The organism is uncultured Microbacterium sp. (assembly GCF_913776565.1).
Lineage (GTDB): Bacteria > Actinomycetota > Actinomycetes > Actinomycetales > Microbacteriaceae > Microbacterium.
Genome location: NZ_CAJYPF010000141.1, coordinates 1 through 17,294 on the forward strand (window position 1 = coordinate 1; position 17,294 = coordinate 17,294).

At 70.7% G+C, this 17,294-nt stretch carries 21 protein-coding genes and 2 pseudogenes; 18 read left to right on the plus strand and 5 right to left on the minus strand.

Annotation, left to right across the window (positions count from 1 at the left end; translation table 11 throughout):
• Positions 1 to 438 (plus strand): annotated as a pseudogene (locus QZ433_RS07435) (signal recognition particle protein); the annotation flags it as partial.
• A gap of 31 nt (positions 439 to 469) precedes the next feature.
• Here QZ433_RS07435 and QZ433_RS07440 read toward each other — a convergent pair.
• Together QZ433_RS07440 and QZ433_RS07445 are read right to left on the minus strand one after the other, a co-directional pair.
• Positions 470 to 1,183, minus strand: a complete 714-nt coding sequence (locus tag QZ433_RS07440) for an SGNH/GDSL hydrolase family protein (RefSeq protein ID WP_295781381.1) — start codon at positions 1,181 to 1,183, stop codon at positions 470 to 472.
• A 51-nt stretch (positions 1,184 to 1,234) separates the two neighbouring features.
• Positions 1,235 to 2,398, minus strand: a complete 1,164-nt coding sequence (locus QZ433_RS07445; RefSeq protein ID WP_295781383.1) for a glutamate--cysteine ligase — start codon at positions 2,396 to 2,398, stop codon at positions 1,235 to 1,237.
• 233 nt (positions 2,399 to 2,631) lie between these two features.
• Between QZ433_RS07445 and rpsP the strand changes: the two genes are divergently transcribed.
• From rpsP to trmD, 4 genes are read left to right on the plus strand one after another with little or no spacing between them, the layout of a single operon-like run.
• On the plus strand, positions 2,632 to 3,045 hold the full coding sequence (gene rpsP / locus QZ433_RS07450; protein WP_116538114.1) for a 30S ribosomal protein S16: 414 nt from the start codon (positions 2,632 to 2,634) through the stop codon (positions 3,043 to 3,045).
• Between the two features lie 5 nt (positions 3,046 to 3,050).
• Positions 3,051 to 3,281, plus strand: coding sequence for an RNA-binding protein (locus tag QZ433_RS07455; RefSeq protein ID WP_295781387.1), 231 nt, complete (start codon positions 3,051 to 3,053; stop codon positions 3,279 to 3,281).
• The gene (rimM, locus tag QZ433_RS07460; RefSeq protein ID WP_295781390.1) at positions 3,281 to 3,946 is read left to right on the plus strand and encodes a ribosome maturation factor RimM; all 666 of its coding nucleotides are present in this window, start codon (positions 3,281 to 3,283) and stop codon (positions 3,944 to 3,946) included. The genes QZ433_RS07455 and rimM overlap by 1 nt, the downstream gene beginning before the upstream one ends.
• Position 3,947: 1 nt before the next feature.
• Positions 3,948 to 4,637, plus strand: coding sequence for a tRNA (guanosine(37)-N1)-methyltransferase TrmD (gene trmD, locus QZ433_RS07465; RefSeq protein ID WP_295781391.1), 690 nt, complete (start codon positions 3,948 to 3,950; stop codon positions 4,635 to 4,637).
• 87 nt (positions 4,638 to 4,724) lie between these two features.
• On the opposite strand, the gene map is transcribed toward trmD, so the two are convergent.
• Positions 4,725 to 5,507, minus strand: coding sequence for a type I methionyl aminopeptidase (map, locus tag QZ433_RS07470; protein WP_295781393.1), 783 nt, complete (start codon positions 5,505 to 5,507; stop codon positions 4,725 to 4,727).
• Positions 5,508 to 5,613: 106 nt separating this feature from the next.
• On the opposite strand from map, the gene QZ433_RS07475 reads away from it, so the two are divergent.
• The 10 genes from QZ433_RS07475 (at position 5,614) to QZ433_RS07520 (ending at position 13,603) form a co-directional block, all read left to right on the plus strand.
• Positions 5,614 to 6,117: an MFS transporter permease gene (locus tag QZ433_RS07475; RefSeq protein ID WP_295781396.1), complete on the plus strand. Its 504-nt coding sequence runs from the start codon at positions 5,614 to 5,616 to the stop codon at positions 6,115 to 6,117.
• 175 nt (positions 6,118 to 6,292) lie between these two features.
• Positions 6,293 to 6,640 carry a 50S ribosomal protein L19 gene (gene rplS / locus QZ433_RS07480; protein WP_058231655.1) on the plus strand — a complete coding sequence of 116 codons (348 nt, stop codon included), beginning with the start codon at positions 6,293 to 6,295 and terminating at the stop codon, positions 6,638 to 6,640.
• Between the two features lie 142 nt (positions 6,641 to 6,782).
• On the plus strand, positions 6,783 to 7,535 hold the full coding sequence (lepB, locus tag QZ433_RS07485; protein WP_295781402.1) for a signal peptidase I: 753 nt from the start codon (positions 6,783 to 6,785) through the stop codon (positions 7,533 to 7,535).
• A complete protein-coding gene (locus QZ433_RS07490; protein WP_295781405.1) occupies positions 7,532 to 8,185 on the plus strand; it encodes a ribonuclease HII in 654 nt (217 codons plus the stop codon). Before lepB ends, QZ433_RS07490 begins: the two co-directional genes overlap by 4 nt.
• A 77-nt stretch (positions 8,186 to 8,262) precedes the next feature.
• Positions 8,263 to 8,586, plus strand: coding sequence for a DUF2469 family protein (locus tag QZ433_RS07495; protein ID WP_055836674.1), 324 nt, complete (start codon positions 8,263 to 8,265; stop codon positions 8,584 to 8,586).
• Between the two features lie 93 nt (positions 8,587 to 8,679).
• Complete coding sequence (locus QZ433_RS07500) at positions 8,680 to 9,042, plus strand: YraN family protein (protein WP_295781414.1); 363 nt, start codon at positions 8,680 to 8,682, stop codon at positions 9,040 to 9,042.
• Positions 9,039 to 10,562: a YifB family Mg chelatase-like AAA ATPase gene (locus tag QZ433_RS07505; RefSeq protein WP_295781416.1), complete on the plus strand. Its 1,524-nt coding sequence runs from the start codon at positions 9,039 to 9,041 to the stop codon at positions 10,560 to 10,562. Before QZ433_RS07500 ends, QZ433_RS07505 begins: the two co-directional genes overlap by 4 nt.
• The gene (dprA, locus tag QZ433_RS07510; protein WP_295781436.1) at positions 10,562 to 11,899 is read left to right on the plus strand and encodes a DNA-processing protein DprA; all 1,338 of its coding nucleotides are present in this window, start codon (positions 10,562 to 10,564) and stop codon (positions 11,897 to 11,899) included. Before QZ433_RS07505 ends, dprA begins: the two co-directional genes overlap by 1 nt.
• A gap of 54 nt (positions 11,900 to 11,953) precedes the next feature.
• A complete protein-coding gene (locus tag QZ433_RS07515; protein WP_295781419.1) occupies positions 11,954 to 12,895 on the plus strand; it encodes a tyrosine recombinase XerC in 942 nt (313 codons plus the stop codon).
• Between the two features lie 102 nt (positions 12,896 to 12,997).
• Complete coding sequence (locus QZ433_RS07520) at positions 12,998 to 13,603, plus strand: hypothetical protein (protein ID WP_295781422.1); 606 nt, start codon at positions 12,998 to 13,000, stop codon at positions 13,601 to 13,603.
• Positions 13,604 to 13,623: 20 nt separating this feature from the next.
• On the opposite strand, the gene QZ433_RS07525 is transcribed toward QZ433_RS07520, so the two are convergent.
• Positions 13,624 to 14,127, minus strand: coding sequence for a M23 family metallopeptidase (locus tag QZ433_RS07525; protein ID WP_295781425.1), 504 nt, complete (start codon positions 14,125 to 14,127; stop codon positions 13,624 to 13,626).
• A 304-nt stretch (positions 14,128 to 14,431) separates the two neighbouring features.
• On the opposite strand from QZ433_RS07525, the gene rpsB reads away from it, so the two are divergent.
• The 3 genes from rpsB to pyrH (QZ433_RS07540) all read left to right on the plus strand — a co-directional run bounded on the left by rpsB (position 14,432) and on the right by pyrH (QZ433_RS07540) (position 17,175).
• Positions 14,432 to 15,295 carry a 30S ribosomal protein S2 gene (gene rpsB, locus QZ433_RS07530; protein WP_295781427.1) on the plus strand — a complete coding sequence of 288 codons (864 nt, stop codon included), beginning with the start codon at positions 14,432 to 14,434 and terminating at the stop codon, positions 15,293 to 15,295.
• A 149-nt stretch (positions 15,296 to 15,444) separates the two neighbouring features.
• Positions 15,445 to 16,272 carry a translation elongation factor Ts gene (gene tsf / locus QZ433_RS07535; protein WP_295781429.1) on the plus strand — a complete coding sequence of 276 codons (828 nt, stop codon included), beginning with the start codon at positions 15,445 to 15,447 and terminating at the stop codon, positions 16,270 to 16,272.
• Positions 16,273 to 16,455: 183 nt separating this feature from the next.
• Positions 16,456 to 17,175: a UMP kinase gene (pyrH, locus tag QZ433_RS07540; RefSeq protein ID WP_295781432.1), complete on the plus strand. Its 720-nt coding sequence runs from the start codon at positions 16,456 to 16,458 to the stop codon at positions 17,173 to 17,175.
• 18 nt (positions 17,176 to 17,193) lie between these two features.
• Here the strand turns inward: pyrH (QZ433_RS07540) and pyrH (QZ433_RS07545) are convergent.
• Positions 17,194 to 17,294: pseudogene (pyrH, locus tag QZ433_RS07545) on the minus strand (UMP kinase); the annotation flags it as partial.

The window sequence follows — 17,294 nt, forward strand, 5'->3', positions numbered from 1 at the left end:
TTCGACGAGCGCGAGATCGACCGCACGGAGGCCATCATCCGCTCGATGACCCTCGCCGAGCGCCGCAACCCCAAGATCCTCAACGGCTCACGGCGCCTGCGCATCGCGCGGGGCTCGGGAATGACCGTCACCGACGTCAACCAGCTCGTGCAGCGTTTCGATCAGGCCGCCAAGATGATGAAGACCGTCGCCCGAGGCGGTGTGCCCAACATCCCCGGCATGGGTCCGGTCGGCGGCAAGCCGGGCGCCTCGTCGAAGCGCGGCAAGCAGCAGAAGGCGAAGGGCTCGCGCTCGGGCAACCCGGCCAAGCGCGCGGCCGAGAACGCCGGTATCGCCGCATCGGCTCCGGCCACCGGATCCGGTTTCGGTCTCGGGGGAAAGAACGCGCCGAGCGAGGCCGACCTCGCGGAGCTGCAGAAGATGCTGGGTCGCGGCTGACTCCTCGTCGCGCGCGGCCGCTCCCCGCGCGTCAGGGCAGAACGCCCGCGTCCTGCAGGGCCGACATGACGGTCTGCTCGATCGCGCGCTGACCGCGCTGCGTGGGGTGCACGTCGTCTCCCTGCATCCATTCGGGGTGGCCGGCCAGCGGCTGGCCGACGTCGACGAAGGTTCCGCCGACCGCCTGTACGGCGTCGCGCAGCGCGTCCGAGGTCACGGCGGTGTCGTCGGGCACGTCGGGGTCGTCGTTCCAGATCGTGCTGAGGCCCACGATGCGCGCGTCCGGAGCGGCGGCATGCAGCTGATCGACGGTGTCGGCGGTGTCGCTGCGGATCTCGTCGCCGTCTTCCCAGAAGTCGTTGCTCGAGCTCTCCACGATCAGCAGCTGCGGTTGCAGGGCCGCGACGGCCGGAACGAATCCGGCGTACGAGGTGCCGCAGTTTCCCTGAACGACGAAGCCCATGCCGGGGCAGGCGAGGTTGGTGAGGTCGACGCGGGCGCGCGCGCCGAGCAGGACGGGCCAGGCCTCCTCGGGTGGCAGGTTGTAGCCCGACATCAGGGAGTCGCCGAGCGAGACGACGCGCGCGGGGGCCGGCGTGGGGGGCTGCGCCGTCGCGTGCACCAGGGGGTCGATGAACGTCGGGGTCGGGCTGCTCTCTGGCGCGGCCGCGCACCCGGTGAACGTCAGCAGGCCGGCCGCCGCGATCGTGAGCAAGAGCGGCCATCGGCGCCGTCCGTTCGTCATGACGTGATCCTAGGCAGACCCACCTATGAGCGCGCGCGGAGCGGACCCGGCTCAGGCTCGCAGAGCGGCGAGGTGCTCGCGCAGGGTCGGCCCGCCCCGGAACTCGCGGATCAGGTGCTGCACGACCTCCCGCAGGTCACCGTCGGCCGCCTCCGCGATCGCGATCTGCCTCGCCGAACTGCCGCCGGTGGCGAGGATCGTCTCGAGACTGGCGAACTCGCGCGCGCACTTCAGTTCGACGGCGATCCCGGCGAGCTCCTCCATCGTCTCGCGCAGGTGCTCGACGACCGGGCGCTGCGTACCTTCGCGATCGACGATCACGCGGGCGTCGAGCCCGTAGCGTGCGGCGCGCCATTTGTTCTCGCGGGCGTACCAGGGCGGGATACCGGGAAGAGGCCGACCCTCGTCCAGAAGCCTCGAGAAGTGTTCGACGAGGGTCTGCGCGAGGGCGGCGACGGCGGCGAGCTCGGGGAGTGTCGACATTCCGTCGCACGCGCGGATCTCGACCGTGCCCCACTTGGGCGCCGGACGGATGTCCCAGCGCACCTCGCTGGCATCCGCCATGACGCCGGTGCGGACCATGTCGTCGAGGTAGCTTTCGAAACCGTCCCACGTTTCGAGCTGCCAGGGCAGCCCTGCTGTCGGCAGCTGCTGGAACACCAGGGCGCGGTTGGACATGTAACCGGTGCGGTCCCCGGCCCAGAACGGACTGGATGCCGACAACGCCTGCAGGTGGGGAAGGTACACGGTCAGCGCGTTGACGATCGGCATGACCTTCTCGACGTCGTCGACGCCGATGTGCACGTGGATGCCCCAGATCATCATGTTGCGCCCCCACCACTGGGTGCGCTCGATGAGCGTGTGATAGCGGGTCTTGTCGGTGACCTGCTGGTCGTACCACTGCGCGAAGGGGTGGCTTCCGGCGCACAGCAGTTCGAGGCCGCGAGGTTCGGTCTGCTCGCGCAGCGCGCAGATGGCGTCGCCGATGTCGTCGACCGCCTCGGCGACGGTGTGTCCGACGCCGCTGGTGACCTCGACGGTGTTGGTGAGCAGCTCGCCCGTGACGGTGAAGCGTTCGAGAGCGGTCTTGTCCTCGACCTCGTCGAGGATCTCGGGCGCGCGCGGAACCAGATCGCCGGTCTCGCGGTCGGCGAGCATGAGCTCCCACTCCAGACCCACGGACGAACGCGTCGACGGAGCGAACGGCAGCCTCATGCGGCTCAGTCTGACACGGAGCCTTTCGCGGGGGCCGCTCCGCTACTCTGCGCGACGGTCCGTGTCGTTGAACCGTCGCTGTCACGTCGAGCCCCGGGGATCTGGCAGAATAGAGGGCTGGACCCGCCACTCGACCCTCTATCCAGTGTCGGTCCACCCTTTTGAGCTTCCGCCGGGTGTGCACCCCACGCTCCAGGCGACCGGTTCGTTCATCTTCATCATCAGGAGTCATCGTGGCTGTCAAGATCCGTCTCAAGCGCCTCGGAAAGATCCGCGCGCCCTACTACCGCATCGTCGTCGCCGACTCGCGCACCAAGCGCGACGGTCGTGTCATCGAAGAGATCGGCAAGTACCACCCCACCGAGGAGCCCTCGTTCATCGAGGTCGACTCGGAGCGCGCGCAGTACTGGCTGTCGGTCGGCGCACAGCCCACCGAGCAGGTCGCCGCCATCCTCAAGCTCACGGGCGACTGGGGCAAGTTCAAGGGCGACAAGGACGCCGTGTCGACCGTCAAGGTCCGCGAGCCCAAGGCCGCCTTCGAGGCCGACGCCTCGAAGAAGTCGGTCGTCAAGCCGAAGGCCGAGAAGAAGGCCGACGCTCCCGCCGAGGCGCCCGCTGAGGACGCCGCCGAGACCTCGGCCGAGTAATTCCCGTGTTGTCCACCGCGCTCGAGCACGTCGTCAAGGGGATCGTCGATCACCCCGATGCCGTGACCATCCGTACCAGCTCGTCTCCTCGCGGAGAGGTGCTGGAGGTGCGCGTGCACCCCGATGACCGGGGTCGCGTGATCGGGCGCGGTGGACGCACCGCCAAGGCACTGCGTACGCTCATCTCCGCTCTCGCCGACGGCCGCCGCGTGCGCGTCGACGTCGCCGACGACTGATGGCGACCGGTGACTCCGCGGGCGCCCAGCCCGCCAAGACCCAGCTCCGTGTCGGTCGCCTCGTCAAGGCGCACGGCCTGAAGGGTGCGTTCAAGCTCGAGCTGTACACCGACGATCCGGACGGCCGTTTCGTGCCGGGGAGCACGTTCACCCTGCAGGTCCCCGAGTCCTCGCCGTGGCATGGCCGCGAGCTGACGGTTCGCGAGTTCCGCTGGATGAACTCCCACCCCGTCGTCTTCTTCGAGGGCGTCGACGATCGCACCGCCGCCGAAGAACTCGTGAAGGCGATCCTCTGGATCGACCAGGACACCGAGGCTGCTCCCGCCGAAGACGACGCCTGGTACGACCACCAGCTCGTCGGCCTCGACGTCGTCCGTGACGGCGTGGTCATCGGGCGCGTCGCCCGTGTCGATCACTTCCCGGCGCAGGACCTGCTCATCGTCAAGCCCACGGGCGACGACCGTGAGGTGCTCGTCCCCTTCGTCAGCGCCATCGTCCCCGAGGTCGACATCGCCGCGGGACGCGTGGTGGTCACGCCGCCGTCCGGCCTTTTCGAAGACCTGCCGGCGGAGCCCGACGACGAGCCGGCGCCCACCGCGGACGACGCGACCGACGACGACGCGACCGACGAGACCCCCGCCGCCGCCATCGACCGCGAGGACTGACGTGCGCATCGACGTCGTGTCGATCTTCCCGACGATCTTCGACGCGCTCGAGGTCTCTCTTCTCGGCAAGGCCCGGCAGAGCGGGCTGCTCACCGTGAACGTCCACGATCTGCGCGACTACACGCACGATCGTCATCGCACGGTCGACGACACCCCGTACGGGGGCGGCGCCGGCATGGTGATGAAGCCCGAGCCCTGGGGCGAAGCTCTCGACGACGTCGTCGGGGATGCCGACGAGCGGCCCATCATCGTCTTCCCCTCCCCGGCGGGGGAGCGGTTCACCCAGTCGACCGCCCGCGAGCTGTCGACCGCTCCGCACCTGGTCTTCGGGTGCGGTCGATACGAGGGCATCGACGAGCGCGTGTTCGATTACGCCGCCGAACTCGGCGACGTCCGGTTGCTCTCGCTCGGAGACTATGTGCTGAACGGCGGCGAGGTGGCCGTCATGGCGATGGTCGAGGCCATCGGACGTCTCGTCCCCGGCGTCGTCGGCAACCCCGAGAGCCTCGTCGAGGAGTCCCACGAGGACGGACTGCTGGAGTACCCCTCGTTCACCAAGCCCGCCGTCTGGCGTGAGCGCGAGGTCCCGTCGATCCTGCTGAGCGGCAACCACGGGGCCATCGCGTCCTGGCGTCGCGAGCAGCAGGTGGAGCGCACGCGCGTGCGCCGACCCGACCTGCTCGCCGACTGACGCGTCCGCCGTCGTCACGGGGTGGGCGCACCCCGCAGACGACGGATGCCGCGACCCGGGGGGCCGCGGCATCCGGGATACCGAGGGTCAGTCGACGCCGAGGAACGAGCGGTCCGTGAGCACGATCGGCCCGTCGGCGGTGATCGCGACGGTGTGCTCGGAGTGGGCTCCGCGCGAGCCGTCGACGCTGCGCAGCGTCCAGCCGTCGGGGTCGGTGACCAGCTCGTCGGTGGTCTGCAGGAACCATGGCTCGAGCGCGACGACCAGGCCCGCGCGCAGGGGGTATCCGCGGCCGGCCTTGCCGTCGTTGGCGACGTGCGGATCGCCGTGCATGGTGCGTCCGACGCCGTGTCCACCGAAGTCGGTGTTGATGCTCAGCCCTTCGGCGCGGGCGACGGCGGCGACGGCGGCCGAGATGTCGCCGATCTTGTGCCCGACGGTGGCGGCGTCGATCGCGGCGGCCAGAGCGCGCTGCGTCGTGTCGATCAGCGCGAGGTCCTCGTCACGGGGCGTGCCGACGACGAACGACACCGCCGAATCGGCGACCCACCCGTCCACCGACGCCGCGAAATCGAGCGAGACGAGGTCGCCGTCGCGCAGCGCGTAGTCGTGGGGGAGCCCGTGCAGGACGGCGTCGTTGATCGAGGTGCACAGCACCTTGCCGAACGGGCTCGCGCCGAACGAGGGGTGGTAGTCGATGTAGCAGGACTCGGCGCCCGCTTTCCGGATCATGTCGTGAGCGCGGCGGTCGAGGTGCAACAGGTTCGTGCCCACCTTGGTCTCGTCGCGCAGCGTGGCGAGCACCTCCGCGACGAAGCGCCCCGCCGGGCGCATCGCGTCGATCTCGGCCGGCGTACGCAGTTCGATCATGGGGGGATCCTCTCGGTCGGACTTCCATTCTCGCCCATGGATGCCGGACGTCCAGGTCATGGCGTTCTCAAAGGAGCCGCACATCGACGGGTCATAGCATCGGCCCATGGTGCTGCGCCGATTGTTCCTCCGTTGGCTGTTCCCGGCCGCGTTCGTTCTGCCGCTGTGGCTGTTCGTCGGCTGGATCGTCTTCTCGGGCGGGAGCGGGTGGGCGTTGCTCTGGCTCTTCGTGGCCATGCCGACGGTTTTTGTGTCGCAGCTGTTGATCGCCTTCCTCATCCGGGCGCGGGCCGCGGTGCGCTCGATGCGTGCCGTGTCGTGGCGGGATGCGGCGGGGGTCGCGTTGTGGCAGGCGGTGATCGTGGCGCTGGGGTTCTTCGACTCGCGCGTCTTCTTCCCGCTTCTCGTGCTGTCGGTGGTGGGTGCGCTCGTGCTGTTCTGGTCGTCGCTTTCACAGCTGTGGAACGAAGCGCGCGGCGCGGTGACGGTCCTGCACGCGTCGGACGGCACGGCGTACATCCCGCCGGTGCGCGAGCAGCCCACGGAGCGCCCCACGGGACGGTCGGACGGCGACGTGATCGTCGTGTCCGAGGTGCGACGGCCCGACTGAGACGTGCGCCGCCGGCTCGTTTTGCCGGCTCGGGGTCGCCGTGGCAGAATGGACGCTTGTGCCCTGACCGGCTCTGCCTCAGGGGAGTCCGCCGCATCCCGCGGCCTCGGGTACGCCTCACCTTTTCCCCTTTTATCGTGCGATCGACCTGTGGCGGTCGCAGGAAGTGACGATCATGCAGATCCTCGACTCCGTCGACGCAGCCTCGCTGCGCTCCGACATCCCCGCCTTCGCCCCCGGCGACACCGTCAAGGTGCACGTCAACATCACCGAAGGCAACCGCTCGCGTATCCAGGTGTTCCAGGGCGTCGTCATCGGCCGCTCGGGCGACGGCGTGCGCGAGACCTTCTGCGTCCGCAAGGTCAGCTTCCAGGTCGGCGTCGAGCGCACCTTCCCGGTCCACAGCCCCGTGATCGACCACATCGAGGTCGTCACGCGCGGTGACGTGCGTCGCGCCAAGCTGTACTACCTGCGCAGCCTCCGCGGCAAGAAGGCCAAGATCAAGGAGAAGCGCGACCGCTGAGTCGGCTCTCTCGAACGCCCCGTGGGTCTCACCCGCGGGGCGTTCGGCGTTTTCGCGGCGTCACGGTCACGGCATCCGCCCCGGGTGTGCGACCCTGGTTCGTGCGGTTTCCCGATGCGCGGGCGACCCGACGAAGGAACACATGAGCGACCAGACCGCCTCCACTCCGGATGCCGCGGCATCCACTCCCACCGGGCGGCGTCGCCGCGGATGGGGCGCCTTCTTCCGCGACCTCCTCGTGATCGTCGTGATCGCCCTCCTGGTGTCGTTCCTGGTGAAGACGTTCGTGGTGCGTTCGTTCTACATCCCCTCGGCGTCGATGGAGAACACGCTCCTGGTGAAGGACCGCATCCTGGTCGACGAGCTGACCCCCCGCTTCGGCTCATACGAGCGGGGCGACGTCGTGGTCTTCCGCGACCCGGGCGGGTGGCTCGATGCCCAGCCCGCCGCGCAGGCCGGATCGCCGATCTCCGAGGGCGTGGACTGGGTGCTGTCGCTCTTCGGTCTCGCCGCGCCCGACAGCGACGACCACCTCATCAAGCGCGTCATCGGCGTCGAGGGCGATCACGTCGTCTGCTGCAACGCGCTGGGGCAGACGACGGTCAACGACGTGCCCATCGACGAGAGCTACGTCCGGCTGGCCCCGGGGGCCACGGCGCCGTCGCCGGTGCCGTACGACGTCACCGTCCCCCACGACTCGCTGTGGGTGCTGGGCGACAATCGCAACAGCTCGCGCGACTCGCGCTACAACCAGGACCAGCCGACCAAGGGGTTCGTCCCGGTCGCGAACGTCGTGGGTCGCGCCTTCGTCATCACCTGGCCGTTCGACCGCTTCGGACTCATCGACTTCCACCACGAGGTGTTCGCGGGGGTCCCCGCTCCGGCGGCGAAGTGATCGAACCCACCCTCGCCTTCGAACGCCGCGCGCTCAAGCAGCACGCGATCATCATCGCGTGCGACGAGGTCGGTCGCGGCGCCCTCGCGGGACCGGTGGCCGTCGGTGCGGCCGTGATCGATCCGGTCCGCTCGCGAAAGCGCGTCCCCGCCGGCCTCCGCGACTCCAAGCTCGTCCCCGAGGCGCGCCGACCCGACGTCGCCGCCCGCGCGGCCGCCTTCGTACAGCACAGCGCCGTGGGCTGGGCGAGTTCGGTCGAGATCGACGAGATCGGGATCATCCGCGCCCTCGGGCTCGCGGCGGTCCGTGCGATCGCCGATCTGCGCGCCCACGGCGTCGTCCCCGAAGAGGCGCTGGTGATCCTGGACGGCAACCACGACTACATCACCCCGGCGGGGGAGTCCGGTCTGACCGTCACGCCCATCGTCAAGGCCGACCGGGACTGCGCGAGTGCGGCCGCGGCATCCGTCATCGCCAAGGTCGCCCGTGACACCCTCATGACGGGTCTGCACGAGGACCTGCCCGCGTACGGATGGGCGCGCAACAAGGGATACGCGAGCGTGGATCACCGCGACGCGATCTCGACGCACGGCATGAGCGTCCACCACCGTCACTCGTGGGCCATCGCGGCGGCGCCGACCCTCTTCTGACCGCCTCTGTCGTCGGCGCGCCCGGGCGCGGGGTCCGTGCGACCCACGGGAGCGCGCCCGCCTAGGATGGAGGCACCATGGATGACGACGTCTTCGAGGACTACGACCGCGAACTCGAACTGGCCCTGTACCGCGAGTACCGCGATGTCGTGCGCCAGTTCACCTACGTGATCGAGACCGAGCGCCGGTTCTACCTCGCCAACGACGTCAACGTCGTGCGCCGTGACACCGAGCACGACTTCTATTTCGAGATCTCGATGACCGACGTGTGGGTCTGGGACATCTACCGCGCCGACCGCTTCGTCAAGTCGGTCCGTGTGCTGACGTTCAAGGACGTCAACGTCGAAGAGCTGTCGCGGCACGACTTCCAGCTGCCCGACGAGCTGTCCCTCGACAACTGACGCCTCCTCCCCATCCGGGGCATCGGCCGGTTTCTCCACGGATGGACGGCGCAGGTCAGCGCGCCTCGTGACGCGACTGTCACGCTCTCGGGCATGGCAGCGAAAGACGACTTCGGCAGAGCCGGAGAGGACCGCGCCGTCGCCCATCTCATCGGCGACGGCTACCGCATCATCGCGCGCAACTGGCGGTGCCCTCAGGGCGAGATCGACGTCATCGCCGAACGCGACGACACGCTCGTCGTCGTCGAGGTGAAGACGCGCCGCAGCGAGTTGTACGGGCACCCCTTCGAGGCGATCGACAAGCGCAAGGCCGCGCGGCTGTGGCGGCTCGCCATGGCGTGGCTCGCCGCCCACCCCGATCTCGCCCGCGGGCGACGCCTGCGCATCGACGCGGTCGGCCTCGTCGGGCCCGACGCCCGAACCGCGCGGCTCGAGCACCTCGAGGACGCCCTGTGAGCGTGTCGCGAACCTGGGCCGTCGCCCTGACGGGGCTGCGCGGCGATCTCGTCGAGGTCGAGGCGGACGTGTCGTCGCAGACGCCGGAGTTCTCGATCATCGGCCTCGCCGACAAAGCCCTGGGCGAGGCGGGGCGACGGGTGCGCAACGCGTGCGCGAACCGCGGTCTCGACCTCCCCAAGCGCCGGATCACGGTCAACCTGTCGCCGGCGAGTCTTCCCAAGCGCGGTTCGGGGTTCGATGTGGCGATCGCCGTCGCCGCTCTCGCGACGACGTCGCGGATGGATGCCGCCCACGTTGCCGGCACGGTGCACATCGGCGAACTGGGGCTCGATGGGCGGCTGAGGCCGGTCCCGGGAGTCCTGCCCGCCGTCGTCGCCGCGCACCGCGCCGGTCTCGCGCGCGTCGTCGTGCCGGCGGCGAACGCCGACGAGGCGACCCTCGTCGACGGCGTCGAGGTCTTCGCCGCCACGTGTCTGGCCGAGGTGGTGCGGTGGCACGGCGGAGTCTCGGACGCACCCGATCTCGCGCCGGTCGCCGCCGCGACGTCGTCCGCGTCCGAGGACGTCGCTCTCGAGCTCGGCGACGTGGTCGGTCAGCCCGAGGCCGTGGACGCCCTGGTCGTGGCGGCGGCGGGCGGTCACCACGTTCTGATGAGCGGTCCCCCCGGCGCGGGCAAGACGATGCTCGCACGCCGGCTCCCCGGCATCCTGCCGCCCCTCGACGACGATGCGGCCCTCGCGGTCGCCTCCGTGCGGTCCCTGTCGGGCGAGACGGTCACGCGTCTCTCGCGCGTTCCTCCGTTCGAGAGCCCGCATCACGGGGCGACGGCAGCGGCGCTCATCGGCGGAGGTTCGGGAGTGATCCGCCCCGGCGCGATCGCACGTGCCAGCGAGGGGGTGCTGTTCCTCGACGAGGGCGGGGAGTTCCCGGCGTCGGTGCTCGACGCGCTGCGGCAGCCGCTCGAGAGCGGCACCATCCACCTGCATCGTTCGGGCGTCGCCGCGACCTACCCGGCGCGGTTCCAGCTGGTGGTGGCGACCAACCCGTGCCCGTGCGGACAGCACGGCGTCCCCGGCGGAATGTGCGAGTGCGCGCCGCAGGCCATCCGTCGCTATACGCGCCGCTTGTCCGGCCCGCTGCTCGACCGGATCGACATCGATCTCCGGTTGAACAGGGTGTCGTCGGCACGCCGAGACGGTGACACGCGATCGGTGAGTACCGCGCAGGCGCGCGAGGTGGTGGCATCCGCTCGTCGACGGGCGGCGGCCCGCTGGAGCGACACGCCCTGGCGCCGTAACGCCGACGTCCCGGGCACCTGGTTGCGCGGACCGGCGGCTCCCTCCGCCGACGTCGTGGAACCCCTCGATCTCGCCCTGCGCCGCGGGGTACTGACCCTGCGCGGCTACGACCGCCTGCTCCGGGTCGCGTGGACCGTCGCGGACATCGCGGGGCACGATCTGCTGTCGCGCGATGACGTCGGCCGGGCGCTGTTCCTGCGTCGCGGAGCGGCGGCGTGATCCCCGCGCTGCGCGACGAGGGCGCCGCGCGGGCAGCCCTGCGGGGGCTCCGCGCCGTCGATGAGTCGGACCCGCTCGGTGCGCTCGCCCGCGCGGTCTGGAGCGTTCTGATCGAGCCCGGCGACAGCGAAGCGGGGGCGCTGATCGCCGCCCGCGGCCCGCTCGAGGCGCTCCGCACCGCCGTCGGTGACGACAGCGACGAACTCCGCCGGGCCCGGGCCAGGTGGATGCCGCGCCTGCGTCCCGATGCGATCGACGAGGCGCTCGACGCCGCGCGTCGCTGCGGGGCGCGCCTGCTGCGTCCCGGCGATGCCGCATGGCCGCGCGGACTCGACGATCTGGGCCCGCACGCCCCCGTCGCCCTGTGGTGCCGCGGGCGTGTGGACGCATCGCGACGTTCCGCCGTGGCCCTCGTCGGTGCCCGGGCGTCGACGGCGTACGGAGAGGGCGTGGCCTCGGATCTCGCGGCGGAACTCGCCGCCGCGGGGGTGACGATCGTCTCGGGCGCGGCCTACGGCATCGACGGGGCGGCGCACCGCGCCGCGTTGAGCGCGGGTGGGAACACGGTGGCCTTCCTCGCCGGTGGCGTCGATCGCGCCTATCCCCGTGGGCACGAGGTGATGCTCGCGCGCATCGTCGATGCGGGGGCCGTGTATAGCGAGGTCGCCTGCGGGACGGCGCCCACGAAGTGGAGGTTCCTCGCGCGCAACAGGATGATCGCGGCGATGGCGGATGCCGTGGTCGTCGTCGAGGCGGGCTGGCGGAGCGGGTCGTTGAACACCGCTGCTCACGCCGCGAGTCTGGGACGGGCCCTCGGAGCCGTGCCGGGACCGATCACCAGCGCCGCCTCCGCGGGGTGTCACCGCGTCCTCCGCGAGTTCGGAGGGGCATGCGTGACGTCGTCGCAGGACGTGCTCGAGATGTTCGAGGTGGCACCGGTGGGCGAGGGCCCGATGGTCGGGGGCACGGGATCGCCGCAGGACAGCGGCGCCCGCGGCGCGCCGAGCGATGTCGCTCCGCCGGGTGGGCGAGCAACGGGCCGCACCGGTGCGTCTCCGACGAGAGCGCCGACAGCCGCTGCGGACAGCGCGACAGGCCGCGAACCCCGGGCGGCCGTCCACCGCGCAGGCGAGCGCACCGACGACACCCCGAGGGTCCTCGACGCCCTCTCCTCGCGCGTGGCGCGCGGTGTGGACGAGGTCGCGCGCCGCAGCGGCATGGCGGTCGACGAAGCGGCGGTTCTGCTGGGTTTCGCGGAGCTCGAGGGGCGCGTCGAGCGCGACGACGGCGGCGGCTGGCGCACGCCCCGCAACGCAGGGCGGGGGCGGGGGAGATGACGGCCTCCGCGCGTGTCGGCGACGATCCGCGATCGCAGCCCGCAGGCTGGTGCCATGCGCGCATCCGAGGCCGTCGAGGGTTACCTCGCCCACCTCTCGGACGTGCGACGCCTCTCGCCGGCGACGGTCCGCGCGTACCGTTCCGACCTCGCCGACCTCGTGAGCCATCTGGGCGATCCGGCTCTCGACGCGGTCGACCTCGACGAGCTTCGCGAGTGGCAATGGCAGGCCAGCAAGGCGGGCCAGGCGAAGTCCACGGCGGCGCGGCGGATCTCGAGCGTGCGCGGGTTCTTCGCATGGGCGAAGGACGAGGGCATCCTCGACGCCGATGTGTCTTTGCGCCTGGTCTCGCCCAAACGCGGACGGACGCTCCCGTCGGTCGCAACGGCCGACACCCTGGCATCCGTCCTCCGCTCCGCGGAAGAAGCGGCGCGCGACGGCGATCCGATCGCGCTCCGCGACCACGCCCTGCTCGAGATGCTCTACGGCTCCGGCGCGCGGGTGTCCGAGATCTGCGGACTCGACCTCGACGACGTCGACCACGAACGCCTCACGGTGCGGCTGCGGGGCAAGGGCGACAAAGAACGGGTCGTGCCCTTCGGCGTTCCCGCCGAGCGCGCGCTGCAGGCGTACCTGGTGCGGGGCAGACCCGTGCTGCGGGCGGCGCGCACCGACGTCACGGCCGACACGTCCCCGTCGAGATCCCGCGGCACGGCATCGCGGGCCGTCTTCCTGGGAGCCCGCGGCGGTCGGGTCGGATCGCGCGCCGTGCACCTGCTGGTCACGCGCACCGTCGGCGACTCCATCGGCGTCGACGCTCTGGGACCCCACGCGCTGCGGCACTCGGCGGCGACCCACCTCCTCGACGGCGGGGCCGATCTGCGCACGGTCCAGGAGATCCTGGGGCACGCGAGCCTGGGCACCACCCAGATCTACACGCACGTCTCGACCGAGCGGCTGCGCGACGCCTACCGGCTCGCCCACCCCCGCGCCTGACGCCGGGACGCTCGCGCATGGAATGCCGCCCACCCCCGCGCCTCACGCCGAGACGCCTCGGTCGGCCTGGCGCCGAGTCCTTCCGCCCCGTAGCGTGAGCGCGTGGAAGCCCGTCGTCTCGTCACCGCGCTGGTCGGCGCCGTCTTGCTCGCGGCGGCCGTCTCGGGATGCGCTCTCGCGCCTCGACCGGTCGAGACCCGCCTGCCACCCGGCGCGCCCGCCGCCGCGAGCCCGACCCCTTCCGCGGCGCTTCCCGCTCCCTCGCGAAGCGCTTCTCCGTCACCCCAGGTCACCGGGGCGGCCCCCTCGGCCTCCGACGGGACCGTCTCGTGCGGTGACGGGGGATCACAGAGCCTCTCGGGGTCCGAGCAGGCCTTCACGCTCGTCGGCACGTGCACCGAGGTCACGGTGTCGGGCTCGGCGCTGACGGTGGATGCCACGGGTGCGACCATCGGCACGCTCCGTCTGTCGGGAGACCGCCTGAGCGTCACGACGGCCGCGGTCGACACGCTCACCGTCCAGGGCAACGACGACAGCGTCACCTCCTCGGCCGCGATGACGAGCGTGGATGTGTCCGGGGACCGCGCCACGGTCCAGGCCGACGGCGCGATCGCTGCGGTCGTGGTGCGCGGACAGGACAACGTCGTGCAGTCGGGGCTCGGCGTCGGGTCGGCGACCGTCGAGGGTCGGGGCAACCAGATTCGCTAGCAGCCGCCGGGAACGCTCCTTCAGCAGCAGGGCAGCAGCACGGCCCTCGGCACACCACCGAGCAGTCGCAGCGGATTGATGTACTCACCCTCGAGGCGGACCCCGACGTGCAGCTCCCCGGGTGCGGTGTGGCCGCCGACCCCCACGCGCGCCACGATCTGCCCCCGACGTACGGCAGCGCCGACCTCCAGCTCGGTGTCGACGGGCTCGAACGACGAGACCAACCCGTCGCCGTGATCGATGGTCAGCACGCTGCGCCCCGCCACCGGACCCGCGAAGGCCACGCGTCCGTCGGCGGGCGAGCGCACCGCTCCATCACCGTCATCGAGATCCAGCCCCCGGTGCCCTGCGCCGTATTCGTGCGCGGGGGCCACGAAGGGCTGCACGATCCGCACCGGCGTCACCGGCCACGTCCATCGGCGCGGGGCGAGCGGGTCGGCGCCGCCGGCGGTGGAGGGCGAGAACGCGAGCAGCGCGGCGAGGGCGCCGGCTCCGAGACGGAGGAGAGTGGATGCCGGACTCATGCGGGCAGTCTGCCCACGGCCGGACGCGAACCGGGCCCTGTCCACACGGACGCCCGACACACACGCGGGCGGGAGGAGGCGTCCTGTATGCTGAGTGATGCATTCCGCATGTCGGGATGACTCCGCGTGCCCAGAGCGCACCGCGTCTTCTTCGCAGAAGCCGCACCGCGCGGCATCCACACCCCATGGTCCTCCGCTCCGGCGGGTGGCGGGTGTGCGCCGGGCACCAGGCTCGTCGGACGGTCCGTCCGGCGTGAACAACCACAACCACGGCGCGCGAGCGCCCAGAACCAGGAGTACGACCATGGCCGTCGTCACCATCCGCCAGCTGCTCGACAGCGGCGTTCACTTCGGACACCAGACCCGCCGGTGGAACCCGAAGGTGAAGCGCTTCATCCTCACCGAGCGCTCGGGCATCCACATCATCGACCTGCAGCAGTCGCTGGGCTACATCGACAAGGCGTACGAGTTCGTCAAGGAGACCGTCGCGCACGGCGGCACCATCCTCTTCGTCGGCACCAAGAAGCAGGCGCAGGAAGTCCTCGCCGAGCAGGCGACGCGCGTGGGCCAGCCCTACGTCAACCAGCGCTGGCTCGGTGGCCTTCTCACCAACTTCCAGACGGTGTCGAAGCGCCTCGCCCGCATGAAGGAGCTCGAGGAGCTCGACTACGAGAACCCGGCCGAGAGCGGCTTCACCAAGAAGGAGCTGCTGCTCAAGAAGCGCGAGCTCGACAAGCTGCACAAGTCGCTCGGCGGTATCCGCAACCTGCAGAAGACCCCCTCGGCGATCTGGGTCGTCGACGCCAAGCGCGAGCACCTCGCCGTCGACGAGGCCAAGAAGCTCGGCATCCCCGTGATCGGCATCCTCGACACCAACGCCGACCCCGACGAGTTCCAGTACCCGATCCCCGGCAACGACGACGCGATCCGCTCGGTGAGCCTGCTCACGCGCATCATCGCCGACGCCGCGGCCGAGGGTCTGATCCAGCGTCACCAGCCCGCCGGTGAGGAAGAGGCCGCCGAGCCCCTCGCCGAGTGGGAGCGCGAGCTGCTCGAGACCCCCGCCGAGTCGACCGAGGCTCCGGCCGCCGCGTCGACCGAGGAGGCTCCGGCCGCCGAGTCGACCGAGGCTCCCGCCGCCGAGGCAGAGGCCACCGACAGCAAGTAAGCCGCGCGACCGCCGCGTCACCGTCCGGTGAACGGCCGGTCACCCGCACAGGCTACGATCCGGCGGGGTCGTGACCGCCCCTTTTCAGGGGTGACACGGCCCCGCCGGGCTCACATCTAGAACGCAAACGACAAGGAGACCGCCACACCATGGCAAACTTCACGATCGCCGACATCAAGGCGCTGCGCGAGCAGCTCGGCACCGGCATGGTCGACACCAAGAAGGCGCTCGAAGAGGCCGACGGCGACGTCGACAAGGCCGTTGAGATCCTGCGCCTCAAGGGCGCCAAGGGCAACGCCAAGCGTGCCGACCGTTCGACCAGCGAGGGACTCGTCGTCGCGCGCGAGAACGCCGGCTCCGTCACCCTGCTCGAGCTCGCCTGCGAGACCGACTTCGTCGCCAAGAACGAGCGCTTCATCGCTCTGGCCGACAAGGTCGTCGACGCGGCCGCCGCCGTTTCCGCGGACTCGGTCGAGGCCGCCCTGGCCGCCGACGCCGACGACAAGACCGTCGAGCAGCTCATCTCGGACGAGGCCGCGATCATCGGCGAGAAGGTCGAGCTCCGTCGCGTCCGCACCATCTCGGGCGAGAAGTTCGAGGTCTACCTGCACAAGACCAGCAAGGACCTGCCCCCGCAGGTCGGCGTGGTGCTCGCCTACACCGGTGACGACGCCGAGACCGCTCGCTCGATCGCGCAGCACATCTCGTTCGCCAACCCCTCGTACCTCACCCGCGACGCCGTGCCCGAGGCCGACGTCGAGAAGGAGCGCGAGATCGTCACCGAGATCTCGCGCAACGAGGGCAAGCCCGAGGCCGCCCTGCCCAAGATCGTCGAGGGTCGCGTCAACGCGTTCTTCAAGCAGGTCGCCCTGCTCGACCAGGACTACGCGAAGGACAACAAGCTGTCCGTCGCCAAGGTCGCGTCCGACGCCGGTCTCACGCTGACCGACTTCGCGCGCTTCAAGGTCGGCGCGTAACCCTTCGACAGGCTCAGGGACCGCCCTCCGAGACGGGACGAGAGTCTGTCCTGAGGCCCGGGATGCCACGGCATCCCGGGCCTTTTCCCTGCCCGCGCTGCGCGCCGAACGGTTCTGTCGTTCCGTGCATATCGGTCGCCGCGGGAGGGGCGATAGTTTGTTCAAGACGAGAGGACACCACACGTGAACGATCAAGCCACCAAGCGACGCCGCGTACTGCTCAAGCTGTCGGGAGAGGCGTTCGGAGGAGGCCAGCTGGGCGTCAACCCCGACATCGTCAGTCAGATCGCCCGCGAGATCGCCGAGGCGGTGGATCGCGTCGAGATCGCGATCGTCGTCGGCGGTGGCAACTTCTTCCGCGGTGCCGAGCTGAGCCAGCGCGGCATGGACCGCGGTCGCGCCGACTACATGGGCATGCTCGGCACCGTGATGAACTCCCTGGCGCTCCAGGACTTCCTCGAGCAGGCCGGCGCGGCCACCCGCGTGCAGTCCGCCATCTCGATGACCCAGGTCGCCGAGCCCTACATCCCGCGCCGCGCGGTGCGTCACCTCGAGAAGGGGCGCGTGGTCATCTTCGGAGCGGGCGCGGGACTGCCCTACTTCTCCACCGACACCGTCGCCGCCCAGCGCGCCCTCGAGATCGGTGCCAGCGAGGTGCTCGTCGCGAAGAACGGCGTCGACGGTGTCTACACGGCCGACCCGCGGACCGACGCGGACGCCACCAGACTCGACCACATCACCTACATCGACGCGCTGCAGCAGGGCCTGAAGGTCGTGGACTCCACCGCGTTCAGCCTGTGCATGGACAACGGCATCGACATGCGCGTGTTCGGCATGGAGCCCTCGGGCAATGTCACCCGGGCCCTGCTCGGCGAAACCATGGGCACCCTGGTCACCGCGTGACGCGCCGCGCGGGCCCGGGGTGCCCATGGTTTCGCCGAGCAGGGCCCGGGTGACATTGCCCGAGGGCTCCATGCCGAACACGCGCATGTCGATGCCGTTGTCCATGCACAGGCTGAACG